Here is a 13255-nt window from a genome sequence, read left to right as displayed (position 1 = left end):
AATTATATAAAATAAAAATATATTTTTTAAAAGTTATAAAAATATTTTGATTACTTTATTTTTATTAATTAAATACCAGAAATATTTTTAAAATCATCTACTTTATTAAGTTGTTCCCATGAAAAAATATTTCTTCCAAAATGTCCATAAGAAGCAGTTTTTTTATATATTGGTTTTAAAAGATCTAACATTTTTATTAAATTAAATGGTCTTAAATCAAATATTTCTTTTATAAAAGATACTAATTTATTATTAGATACTTTACCAGTACCAAATGTATTTACCATTATTGAAATTGGATTAGAAATTCCAATAATATATGCAATTTGTATTTCACAACGTGATGCTAAAGATGAAGCAACTATATTTTTTGCTATATAACGAGCTGCATAAGCAGCAGATCTATCTACTTTAGAAGGATCTTTACCTGAAAAAGCTCCACCACCATGTCTAGCCATACCACCATAAGTATCTACAATAATTTTCCTTCCTGTTAAACCACAATCACTAACTGGACCTCCTATAATAAAACGTCCAGATGGATTAACAAAAAATTTAGTTTTTTTATTAATCCATATTTTAGGTAATACTGGTTTAATAATTTCTTCCATGATAGCTTCTTGTAATTTTTTGTATGGTATTTCTTTAGAAAGTTGTGTAGATAATACTACAGAATCTATATAAATAATTTTATGATTTTTATATTTAAAAGTAACTTGACTTTTTGCATCTGGCTCTAACCATGATATAATTTTTTTTTTTCTAATTTTCGCTTGTTGATGTACTAATTTATGTGCATATGTAATAGGAGCTGGCATCAAAACATCTGTTTCATTTGTTGCATAACCAAATACAAAACCTTGATCTCCTGCTCCTTGATTATATTTATCTGAATTAGAAATTATTCCTTTTTTTATATCTTTTGATTGTTTACTTATAATATTTAATATTGTACATGTATTTGCATCAAAACCTTTTTTAGGATTAGTGTATCCTATTTCTTTTATAGTATTTCTAGTAATAATTTCTATATTTATTTTAGCTTTAGTTGTAATTTCACCACCAATTAATACCATATTATTTTTAATATATGTTTCACATGCTACACGTGAAGTTATATCTTGTTTTATTATATTATCTAATATAGCATCAGAAATTTGGTCTGCTATTTTATCTGGATGTCCTTCTGATACTGATTCTGAAGTAAATAAATATTCTGTCATTAAAACTCTCATTATATAATTATTATAAAAATAAACATTTATATATTATTAGTATATATTTTTTTAATAAAAATATATATAAAAATTATAAATTTATAATAAATAGATTTTAAAACATTTTAAGTATATATTCCTTTATATAAATAATATTTTCATAAAATAATTTTTAAATAAAAATTCAGGAGTAATAATGCCTTCTAGAAGAGATCTTGCTAATGCAATTAGATTTTTAAGTATAGATGCTATACAAAACTCTAATTCTGGACATCCTGGTGCGCCTATGGGTATGGCAGATATAGCAGAAGTACTTTGGCGTAATCATTTAAATCATAATCCTAATAATCCTAAATGGATAAATCGTGATAGATTTATATTATCAAATGGACATTGTTCTATGTTAATTTATAGTTTATTACATTTAACTGGTTATGATATAACAATATCAGATTTAAAAAATTTTAGAAAATTATATTCTAAAACTCCTGGACATCCAGAATTTGGATGTACTCCTAGTATTGAAACTAGTACAGGACCTTTAGGTCAAGGATTAGCTAACGCTGTTGGTATGGCTATTGCAGAAAAAACTTTAGCTGCTCAATTTAATAGACCAAATTATAATATAATTGATCATTATATTTATGTTTTTGTAGGCGATGGATGTTTAATGGAAGGAATTTCTCATGAAGTATGTTCTTTAGCAGGTACATTAAAACTTAAAAAATTAATAGTTTTTTATGATAATAATGGAATATCTATTGATGGTAATACAAAAGAATGGTGTAGTGATGACACTAAAAAAAGATTTGAATCTTATCAATGGAATGTTATCTCTAATATAGATGGACATAATTTTGAGAGTATAGATACAGCTATAAAAAAAACTAAATCTTTAAAAGAAAATAAACCAACTTTATTAATTTGCAATACAATAATTGCTTTTGGATCACCTAATAAATCTGGGAAAAATATTGCACATGGATCTCCTTTAGGAACAAAAGAAATTATTTTAACAAGAAAACAATTAAATTGGAATTATCAACCTTTTGAAATTCCTATATCAATTTATAATAAATGGAATGCAAAAAATATAGGTAGTATAAAAGAATTAAAATGGAAAAATAACTTTAAAGAATATTCTAATATATTTCCTAATTTAACTATAGAATTAAAAAGAAGATTAAAAAATTTACTTCCTAATAACTGGAATAATGAAACATATAAATTTATTAATAAAATTAATGAAAAATGTACAAATTATTCTACAAGAGAATCATCTCAATATATTTTAAATCAATATTCTAAGTTATTACCAGAATTATTAGGAGGTTCTGCTGATTTATCTAGTAGTAATTTAACTATCTTAAAAAATTCCAAACCAATTAATAAAATTGAAAATGGAAATTATATTTATTATGGAGTAAGAGAATTTGGTATGACTGCAATTGCTAATGGAATTGCATTATATAATGGTTTTATTACTTATACTGCTACTTTTTTAGTTTTTTCAGATTATTGTCGTAATGCCATAAGAATGGCTGCTTTAATGAAGATTAGAAATATCATGATTTATACACATGATTCTATTGGAATTGGTGAAGATGGTCCTACACATCAACCTATAGAACAATTATCTAGTTTAAGATTAATTCCCAACATAAGTATCTGGCGTCCATGTGATAAAATTGAAACAGCTATAGCATGGAAACAAGCTATAGAAAATATCAATAATCCTACTATTTTAGTTTTATCTAGACAAAATTTACCTACGCAAGAAAGAAATAGAGATAAAATATCCTGTATATCATATGGTGGATATATATTAAAAGATTGTTTAGATAGTAACCCTCAAATTATATTAATAGCTACTGGTTCCGAAGTTCCTTTAGCAATAGAAGTATATAAAAAATTATCTATTTTAAAGTATAAAATTAGAATTGTTTCTATGCCATCTACTGATATTTTTGATAAACAGACAAAAAAATATAAAAATCATGTATTACCTAGTAATATTAAATGTAAAATAGCTATTGAAGCTGGATCAAAAAATTATTGGTATAAATATGTAGGTTTAGACGGTGATATTATTGGAGTAGATAGTTTTGGATATTCAGCGTCTGCTAACACATTGTTTAATAAATTTGGTTTTACTACAAAAAATATTATTTCAAAAATAAAAAAAATTTTGAGTTAATTTTAATAAATTATTTTTACTTATAAAATATAGGATTTAATTTACTTATGTTAAATATTTCAGATATCAATCTTAAAAATAAAACTTTATTAATTAGATCTGATTTTAATGTTCCAATTGATTTAAAAGGTAATATTATTTCTAATATTAGAATTAAATTATCATTACCTACTATTCAATATGCTTTAAAAAAAGGAGCTAAAATTATTTTAGCTTCTCATTTAGGTAGACCAATTGAAGGTCAATATAATCCTTTATATTCTTTAAAAAATATCGCTATTTATTTAGAAAAAATTTTACATTATAAAGTAATTTTAGAAAAAAATTATTTAAATGGAATTAATTTTAAAAAAAATACAATAATTCTTTTAGAAAATGTACGTTTTAATATTGGTGAAAAAAATAATAATCAAGAACTATCTCAAAAATATGCTTCTTTATGTGATATATTTGTTATGGATGCATTTGCTACATCACATCGTATGCATTCTTCTACTTATGGAATTATGAATTTTGCTAAACAATCTTGTGCAGGAATGTTATTAATTAATGAAATAAAAAATTTAAAAAAATTTTTAAAAAATCCTAAAAAACCAATAATTTCTATTATTGGTGGTTCTAAAATTTCTACAAAATTTAATATTTTAAAAAAATTAGCAAAATTATCAAATAAAGTTATAGTTGGAGGAGGCATAGCAAATACTATATTATCATTAAATAATGATATTGGTAATTCATTATATGAGCCAAATAGTGTTTTATTAGCACAAAAAATAATAAAAAAATATAAAAATATTATTATTCCAGTTGATTGTAGAGTAGGTACTTCATTTTCAAATAATACTTCAGTAAAAATAAAAAAAATAAACAAAATATTAAGAAATGAACAAATTCTCGATATAGGAGATAAAACAATTAATATAATAAAACATGAATTAAAAAAAGCAAAAACTGTATTATGGAATGGACCTGTTGGAGTTTTTGAATTCCAAAATTTTAGTAAAGGAACTGAAGAAATAATTAATGCTATTACTAATAATAATATTTTTTCAATTGTAGGTGGAGGAGATACTATATCTGCCATAGAATTATTTAATGTTTTCAATAAAATTTCTTATATTTCTACTGGTGGAGGTGCTTTTTTAAAATATATTGAAGGTAATAAATTACCTGTTATATCAAAATTAAAAAATATTTTACTAAAAAATTATAATTAAAAATTAAAATAATAATTATACATAAAAATTTATAATAAGGTAGATATATGTCTAAAATTTTAAATTATGTAAAACCTGGTGTTATTTTTGGTAATGATATACAAACTATTTTTAAAATAGCAAAAAAACATAATTTTGCTTTACCTGCAATTAATTGCATTGGTACTGATTCTATTAATATAGTTTTAGAGACTGCATCTAAAGTAAAATCTCCAGTTATTATTCAATTTTCTAATGCAGGTGCTGCTTTTATTGCAGGAAAAGGATTACAAAATATTAATCCTGAATTAGCTTCTTTAATTGGAGCCATATCTGGTGCAAAACATGTACATCAAATTGCTAAATACTATGGTATACCAGTAATTTTACATACTGATCATTGTCCTAAAAATAAATTATCATGGATTGATAATTTATTAAATGAAAATAAAAAATATTTTTTAGAATATAAAAAACCTTTATTTTCTTCTCATATGATAGATTTATCTACTGAATCTGTTGTAGATAATATTAAAATTTGTAGTAGATATTTAAAAAAAATGTCAAAAATGAATATTATATTAGAAATTGAATTAGGATGTACAGGTGGAGAAGAAGATGGTATTGATAATAGTAAATTAACTAAAAAATTATTATACACGGATCCTTATGATGTTAACTATGCTTATGAAAAATTAAAATTAATCAGTCCTCAATTTACTATTGCAGCATCTTTTGGAAATGTACATGGAGTATATCAAAAAGGTAATGTTAAATTATTACCAAAAATTTTAAGAAATTCACAAAATTTTATTTGTAAAAAACATAATCTTACAAAAAATCCTATAAATTTTGTATTTCATGGTGGTTCTGGATCTTCATCAATAGAAATTAAAGAATCTATAAAATATGGTGTTATAAAAATGAATATTGATACAGATATTCAATGGTCAACATGGGAAGGTATATTAAAATATTTTAAAAAAAATAAACAATATTTATCTAGTCAGTTAGGTAATCCTGATGGTTTTAATAAACCTAATAAAAAATATTATGATCCAAGATCCTGGATTAGAGCATCTCAAATTTCAATAAAAAATAAATTAGAAAAAATTTTTAAGAAATTAAATGCGATTAATACTTTATAAAAAAATTTAATTATAAAAAAGAATATAAATTATCTTATAAAACGGATGATTAAAATATGAATAAATTTACTAGTGTATTAGATTTCATAAAATCATGGATTATACATAATAAAGTTTTTATTTTTTATCAAGGTGAACATTTTTTTTTAGCTGGTATGATTTTATTTTTTGGATTATGGGGAGTAAAAATTACTACTAGAACTATAAAAAATGTTTTCACTATTAGAAATATAGATCCAATAACAATTGGTTTTCTTTCTAACGTTTTAAAATATAGTTTAACAATATTCGTAATAGTTAGCGCATTAAGTAGTATTGGATTAAAAACATCATCTATTTTTGCAGCATTTGGAACTATAGGTCTAGTCGTGGGTTTAGCATGGCAAAGTGCATTAGCAAATTTGGCATCAGGATTATTAATTATTACTTTTCGTATTTTTAAAGTAGGAGATTATATAAACATAGGTAATGTTACTGGTAAAATAACTAATGTTGAAATTTTTTGTACTCTCTTTAAAACATTTGATGGAAGTATTATATCTGTACCAAATGGTAAAATTCTTACAGAAAACATAATAAATTTTTCTAAAGCAAATGAATATCGTAATAAAATTACTTTAGGTGTTTCACGTAATTTAGTACAAGAAGATATTAATATAATAAAAAAAATAATATTAGATACTATGTCGGTAAATAGTAAAATAATAGAAAATTCTATTATAGATGTTATTGTTGATGAAATTACTAATAATTCTATTAATTTTACTGTTTTTTTTTGGATTAATGATTTTAGAAATAAAAAAGAAATTTGCTCAGATTTAATTAATATTTTAAAAAATAATTTAGAATTATATAAAAAATCTTGTGTATTATGGATTATTAATGATTAAACTAGTATTTTATTGAAATACGGTGCGAACGGGACTTGAACCCGTGACCCCCGGCGTGACAAGCCGATATTCTAACCAAACTGAACTATCGCACCATAATATTTTTATATTATATTTTATATATTATTAATAATCAATATTTTTTTATTTATTTTTAAATTATTTTTTTGACCATAAACAAAATCCACATTTTTTTTTAATTAATTTTAATTGTAATTTATGTAATTTTAATTCTTCATCAGAAGCATATATAATTAAATTTTTTTTTTCAATTGATTTTTTATAAAAAAAAGGTAATTTAATATCAATATTATTATTTATTTTTTTTGAAAGTTCTAATTTGAATGTATTTTGTTTAGCAGTCATGAACAAAAAAATTTTTGCTAAAAGTTTTGCATCTAATAATGCTCCATGTAAATGACGTTTACTATTGTCTATATGAAATCTAGAACATAAAGAATTAAGTGAGTTTCTTTTCCCTGGAAATAAATTTCTGGCTATTTTAAGTGTATCTTTTATCTTACAAATATTTTCAATTTTAGGTAAATTACTTTTTAATAATGATAATTCATAATTTAAAAAATTAATATCAAATTGTGCATTATGAATAATTAATTCTGTTCCTTTTATATAATTTAAAAAATTATCTACAATATCAAAAAAAATAGGCTTATTAGATAAAAATTCATTAGAAATTCCATGAATATTAAATGCATCTTGACTTATATTTTGTTTAGGATTTAAATATGTATGAAAATTATTGTTAGTAATATTACGATTAACAATTTCAACCATTCCTATTTCTATTATACGATGACCTATATAATATGGAGGAGAAAAATTCATTCCTGTAGTTTCTGTATCTAAAACTACTTGACGTATATTAATTTTTTTCATATTTGTTATATAAATAAAATAAATTCTTAAAAAGAAAGTTATATGTATAAAAATATAAATATTTTTACAGATGGTTCTTGTATATATAATCCTGGCCCAGGAGGTTGTGCAGCTATTTTACAATATAATAAATATGAAAAAATTTTAACTCAAGGTTTTTTTTTAACTACTAATAATAGAATGGAGTTAATGGCTTCTATTATAGCATTTGAATCTTTAAAAGAAAGCTGTAATATTTGTATATCTACTGATAGTAGATATTTAAAAGAAGGTATTACAAAATGGATATATAATTGGAAAAAATTTAATTGGATACGTAATAAAAAAAAGATAGTAAAAAATATTGATTTATGGAAAAGATTAGATTTAGTGTTATTAAAACATAATGTAAATTGGAATTGGATAAAAGGACATTCATATCATAAAATGAATAATGAATGTGATAAATTAGCTCGTATTTCAGCAAAAAATCCTATAAGTAATGATTTAGGATATACGAAAATAAAAAAAAATAATTATTTTAATATATAAAAAATATCAAAATTATTTTATACTTAAATAATTTTGAAATAAAAAATATTTATTATTTTAATAATAATTTATTTTAGTTGAAATAATATTAAAATTTTATTTAAAATCATTAAAATTAATTTTAAGTAAAATTTTTTATAAAAATTTCAAATTTTTCTAAAAAAAAAGGATATAAAGCATGCTAAATAATAATCGTTTACGAATAGCTATGCAAAAATCTGGTCGTTTAAGTAAAGAATCTAGTAAATTATTAAAAAAATGTGGTCTTAAAATTAATTTTCAGCAACAAAGTTTAATAGCTTTTACAGAAAATATGCCAATTGATATTTTAAGAGTACGTGATGATGATATTCCAGGATTAATTATGGAAAAAGTTGTTGATTTGGGAATTATTGGAAAAAATGTTTTAGAAGAAGAAGTTTTAACTCGTTTATCAAAAGGTGAAAATGCTAATTATTTAATTTTACGTAAATTAGATTTTGGGATATGTAGATTATCAATAGCAATACCTATTAATAAAAATTATACAGGGTTACAATCTCTACAAAATTCTTGTATTGCAACATCTTATCCTAATATTTTAAAAAAATATCTTGATAAACATAATATCTTATTTAAATCTTGTATGTTAAATGGATCTGTTGAATTAGCACCAAGAGTTGGTTTATCAGATGCTATTTGTGATTTAGTATCTACTGGAGCTACTTTAGAAGCAAATGGTATAAAAGAAGTAAAAGTTATTTATAATTCTCAAGCATGTTTAATACAACGTTGTGGTAAAATTAAGGAAATTAAACAAAAATTAATAAATAAATTATTAACTAGAATTAAAGGAGTTATAAAAGCTAGAGAATCAAAATATATAATGTTACATGTTCCTAATAAAAAATTAAAAGAGGTAATTTCATTACTACCAGGTGCTGAAAATCCTACTATTTTACCATTAATTGATAATAATCAAAAAGTAGCAATGCATATGGTAAGTAGTGAAACATTATTCTGGGAAACAATGGAAAAATTAAAATTATTAGGAGTAAGTTCGATCTTAGTTTTACCTATTGAAAAAATTATGGAATAAAAATGACTATTATAAATAATATTATATACTGGAATAATTCTGATAAAATTCAAAAAAAACAAATATTATCTAGACCAATATTTTCAATTAATAAAAAAATTAAACATAATGTAACAGAAATTTTAAATCAAGTTAAAAAAAAAGGTGATAATGCTTTAAAAAAATATAATTTATTATTTGATAAAATTCAAACTAATGAATTAAAAATAAATAAAGAAAAAATAAATAATTCAAAACTTTTTTTAAAAAAAAATATTAAAAATGCTATACAACAAGCATATAATAATATACATAAATTTCATAAATCTCAATTACTAAAAAAAAAAATAATTAAAATTATACCTGGTGTATTTTGTCATCAAATTTATCGTCCTATATCTAAAGTAGGATTATATATCCCTGGAGGTACATCATCACTTTTTTCTACTGTATTAATGTTAGGAATTCCTGCAAAATTAGCATTATGTCCAAATATTATATTATGTTCTCCTCCTCCTATATCTAATGAAATTCTATTTTCTGCATATTTATGCAATATAAAAAATATTTTTCAAATAGGGGGAGCTCATGCTATAGCTGCAATGGCTTTTGGTACTGAATCTATTAATAAAGTAAACAAAATTTTTGGTCCAGGAAATTTTTTTGTTACGGAGGCCAAAAGACAAATTACTAATCAAAATGAAATTTTTTATAAAAATGTTTCTATAGATATGCCTGCCGGTCCATCAGAATTAATGATTTTAGCAGATAAATCAGCAAATTATAATTTTATTATAGCTGATTTATTATCACAAGCAGAACACGGAATTGATTCACAAGTATTTTTACTTACTACTGAAGAAAAAATAGCAAAATTAGTTCAAAACAAACTTTATAAAAAATTAGAAAAGTTACCTAAAAAAAAAATAGCAATAAAATCTCTTAGTAAAAGTTATATTATAATAGTTAAAAATATAAAAGAATGTATTAAAATAATAAATAAATATGCTCCTGAACATCTTATAATTCAATGTAAAAATTATCGTCAAATTTTACCTAAGATTATCAATGCTGGATCAATTTTTTTAGGTAATTGGTCTCCTGAATCTGCTGGAGATTATGCATCAGGAACAAATCATGTTTTACCGACTTATGGACATGCATTAACTTATTCTTGTTTAGGAGTATATGATTTCCAAAAAAAAATGTCTGTACAAAAATTAACAAAAAAAGGATTACTAAATATTTCTAATACAGTAGAAATTATGTCAAAATCAGAAAATTTATTAGGTCATAGTAATGCTATTACTATAAGAAAAAATTTTATTAATAAAAATTTATTAAATACAAAAAAAATTAATATAAATAATATAGTTAGAAAAAATATTTTTAGTCTTAAACCATACCAATCAGCAAGATTATTACATAATAATATTAATAATAATAATACAATTTTATTAAATGCAAATGAATCTCCTATTATTTCTCTTTTTTCTTTAAATAAAAAAACATTTAATAAATATCCAGAACCACAATCTAGTAAACTGATTAATCTTTATAGTAAATATGCAAATTTAAATTATAAAAATATTTTAGTTACTAGAGGAGCTGATGAAGGTATAGATATAATTATGCGTACATTTTGTAATCCTGTAAAAGAAAAAATTTTATTTTGTCCCCCAACATATGATATGTATCGTGTTAATGCTGAAATACTTAATATTAAATATATTATGATCAATAGTTTAAATAATTGGGAATTAAATGTTAATTTTATTAAAAAAAATCTTTATAATATTAAAATAATATTTATTTGTCATCCTAATAATCCTACAGGTAATTGTATAAATAAAAATAATATAATAAAACTCTTAAAGTTAGTTAAAAATAAAATAATTATTGTAATTGATGAAGCGTATATTGAATTTTGTATAAATAAAACTTTAGTTAATTTAATAGATAAATATCATAATTTAATTATATTAAGAACTTTATCAAAAGCTTTTGGATTAGCTGGTTTACGTTGTGGTTTTATACTAACTAATAGTAAAATTATTAATATTTTACAAAAAGTTATTGCTCCTTATCCAATACCTGATCCTGTAATAGATATAGCTATACAAGCTCTATATCCTAAAAATTTAATTATTATGAAAAATAATGTAAAAAAAATTATTGATAATAAAAAATGGTTAATTAATAATTTAAAACATTATAAAATTATAAAAAAAATATTTTATAGTGAAACAAATTTTGTTTTAATAAAATTTTTTAATTCTCATTATGTTTTTAAAGAATTATATAAAAATAAAATAATTGTTAGAAATCAAAATCATGAAAATAGATTAAAAAATTGTTTAAGAATTACAATCGGAACATTTAATGAATGTAAAAAATTAATTTTTGAATTAAAAAAATTATCTTGTTAAAATAATTAATTATCATTATAAATAGAATTTTATATATGTTAAAAAAAATACTTTTTATAGATAGAGATGGTACATTAATATCTGAACCTAAAAATAATTATCAAATTGATCACATAAATAAACTTTTTTTTGAAAAAAATGTTATTACTGTTTTATCAAAATTAAAAAAATTATCTTATTTATTTGTAATTATTACAAACCAAGACGGTTTAGGTACTAAATCTTTTCCTCATGAAAATTTTAATATACCACATAATTTTATGCTTAATATTTTTAAATCTCAAGATATAAAATTTGAAGATATTTTTATATGTCCACATTTTTCATATAATAATTGTATATGCAGAAAACCAAATACAACAATGTTAAAATTTTATTTAAATAATAATTTAGATAAAAAAAATAGTTATGTTATAGGTGATCGTTTAACAGATTTAGAATTAGCAAATAATATTGGTATTAATGGTATTTTATATAATAAAAAAAAATGTAATTGGTTAAATATTTTAAGTAAACTAACACCATCTAAAAGATATGCTATAATAAAAAGAGTAACAAAAGAAACAAAAATATATGTAGAATTGTTTTTAGATAAAAAAGGGAAAAGTGTAATTAATACAGGAATTAATTTTTTAAATCATATGTTAGAACAAATAGCAATACATGGAGGATTTATTTTAAATATTTTTAGTAAAGGAGATTTAAAAGTTGATGATCATCATACAATAGAAGATATTGCAATTTCATTAGGAAAAGCTTTATCAAAAGCTATTGGTAATAAAAAAGGAATTAATAGGTTTGGATTTTTATTACCAATGGATGAATCACTAGCAAAATGTGCACTAGATTTATCAGGTAGACCATATTTACAATATTATGCTAAATTTAAATATCAAAAAATTGGTGATTTAAGTACTGAAATGGTTAAACATTTTTTTTATTCTTTATCATATTCTATGTCATGTAATATATATTTAAAAGTTGATGGAGAAAATGATCATCATAAAATTGAAAGTTTATTTAAAGCATTCGGATGTACTTTAAAACAAGCAATAAAAATTGTAAATAATATTATTCCCAGTTCAAAAGGAGTATTAAATTGAATATTGTTATTTTAGATACATCTTGCGGTAATTTTTATTCTTTACAATCTACTATTGAAAAAATAGGATTTAGATCTAAAATTACAAATGATAAAAATTTAATTTTGAATGCTGATAAAATTTTTTTACCAGGAGTAGGTTCAGCATATTCTGCAATAAAAAAATTAAAAAATGATAATTTATTAAAATTAATTAAAAATTGTAAAAAAGATATTTTAGGAATATGTTTAGGAATGCAAATTTTAGGTAAACATAGTGAAGAAAATGAAGGAATAAATACTTTAGGAATTTTAGATTATTCAACATATTTAATGAATAATAAAAATGTTCCTATTCCTCATATGGGATGGAACAAAGTAAATATTACAAAAAAATCTCCATTATTTCATAATATATATACAGGATCTTATTTCTATTTTTCTCATAGTTATAATATTCATTTAAATAATTATACTATAGCTGAAACAAATTACGAAAATTTATTTAGTTCTGCTATACAAAAAGATAACTTTTTTGGAGTGCAATTTCATCCAGAAAGATCAGGAAATAATGGTATTCAATTAATTAAAAATTTTTTAAAAATATAAAAT

11 protein-coding genes and 1 tRNA gene are annotated in these 13255 nt (G+C 21.5%); 9 read left to right on the top strand and 3 right to left on the bottom strand.

Annotated features, from left to right (window positions below; all coding sequences use genetic code 11):
- Nucleotides 1-68 precede the first annotated feature (68 nt).
- Nucleotides 69-1223: a methionine adenosyltransferase gene (gene metK / locus GJT89_RS00645; protein ID WP_168894630.1), complete on the bottom strand. Its 1155-nt coding sequence runs from the start codon at nucleotides 1221-1223 to the stop codon at nucleotides 69-71.
- 190 nt (nucleotides 1224-1413) lie between these two features.
- Between metK and tkt the strand changes: the two genes are divergently transcribed.
- From tkt to GJT89_RS00625, 4 genes are read left to right on the top strand one after another with little or no spacing between them, the layout of a single operon-like run.
- The gene (tkt, locus tag GJT89_RS00640) at nucleotides 1414-3414 is read left to right on the top strand and encodes a transketolase (RefSeq protein WP_168894629.1); all 2001 of its coding nucleotides are present in this window, start codon (nucleotides 1414-1416) and stop codon (nucleotides 3412-3414) included.
- A gap of 47 nt (nucleotides 3415-3461) precedes the next feature.
- A complete protein-coding gene (locus tag GJT89_RS00635) occupies nucleotides 3462-4631 on the top strand; it encodes a phosphoglycerate kinase (RefSeq protein WP_168894628.1) in 1170 nt (389 codons plus the stop codon).
- Nucleotides 4632-4678: 47 nt separating this feature from the next.
- On the top strand, nucleotides 4679-5758 hold the full coding sequence (gene fbaA / locus GJT89_RS00630; protein WP_168894627.1) for a class II fructose-bisphosphate aldolase: 1080 nt from the start codon (nucleotides 4679-4681) through the stop codon (nucleotides 5756-5758).
- Nucleotides 5759-5814: 56 nt separating this feature from the next.
- The gene (locus GJT89_RS00625) at nucleotides 5815-6648 is read left to right on the top strand and encodes a mechanosensitive ion channel domain-containing protein (RefSeq protein ID WP_168894626.1); all 834 of its coding nucleotides are present in this window, start codon (nucleotides 5815-5817) and stop codon (nucleotides 6646-6648) included.
- 20 nt (nucleotides 6649-6668) lie between these two features.
- Here the strand turns inward: GJT89_RS00625 and GJT89_RS00620 are convergent.
- Together GJT89_RS00620 and dnaQ are read right to left on the bottom strand one after the other, a co-directional pair.
- Nucleotides 6669-6743: transfer RNA gene (locus tag GJT89_RS00620), tRNA-Asp, on the bottom strand.
- A 64-nt stretch (nucleotides 6744-6807) separates the two neighbouring features.
- The gene (gene dnaQ / locus GJT89_RS00615) at nucleotides 6808-7545 is read right to left on the bottom strand and encodes a DNA polymerase III subunit epsilon (protein ID WP_168894625.1); all 738 of its coding nucleotides are present in this window, start codon (nucleotides 7543-7545) and stop codon (nucleotides 6808-6810) included.
- Nucleotides 7546-7587: 42 nt separating this feature from the next.
- On the opposite strand from dnaQ, the gene rnhA reads away from it, so the two are divergent.
- From rnhA to hisH, 5 genes are all read left to right on the top strand, one after another.
- Nucleotides 7588-8076, top strand: a complete 489-nt coding sequence (gene rnhA / locus GJT89_RS00610) for a ribonuclease HI (RefSeq protein WP_168894624.1) — start codon at nucleotides 7588-7590, stop codon at nucleotides 8074-8076.
- Between the two features lie 178 nt (nucleotides 8077-8254).
- Nucleotides 8255-9154 (top strand): ATP phosphoribosyltransferase, encoded by a 900-nt coding sequence (gene hisG, locus GJT89_RS00605; protein WP_168894623.1) that lies wholly within the window; start codon nucleotides 8255-8257, stop codon nucleotides 9152-9154.
- 2 nt (nucleotides 9155-9156) lie between these two features.
- On the top strand, nucleotides 9157-11562 hold the full coding sequence (gene hisD / locus GJT89_RS02270) for a histidinol dehydrogenase (protein ID WP_211080459.1): 2406 nt from the start codon (nucleotides 9157-9159) through the stop codon (nucleotides 11560-11562).
- Between the two features lie 35 nt (nucleotides 11563-11597).
- On the top strand, nucleotides 11598-12665 hold the full coding sequence (hisB, locus tag GJT89_RS00595; protein WP_168894622.1) for a bifunctional histidinol-phosphatase/imidazoleglycerol-phosphate dehydratase HisB: 1068 nt from the start codon (nucleotides 11598-11600) through the stop codon (nucleotides 12663-12665).
- Nucleotides 12662-13252, top strand: a complete 591-nt coding sequence (gene hisH, locus GJT89_RS00590) for an imidazole glycerol phosphate synthase subunit HisH (protein ID WP_168894621.1) — start codon at nucleotides 12662-12664, stop codon at nucleotides 13250-13252. Before hisB ends, hisH begins: the two co-directional genes overlap by 4 nt.
- Nucleotides 13253-13255 lie beyond the last annotated feature (3 nt).

It is taken from the genome of Enterobacteriaceae endosymbiont of Donacia versicolorea (assembly GCF_012570965.1).
In the GTDB taxonomy this organism is placed as follows: domain Bacteria; phylum Pseudomonadota; class Gammaproteobacteria; order Enterobacterales; family Enterobacteriaceae.
The sequence above is the reverse complement of the archived record's forward strand: the minus strand, read 5'-3'. Positions and strand labels throughout refer to the sequence as shown.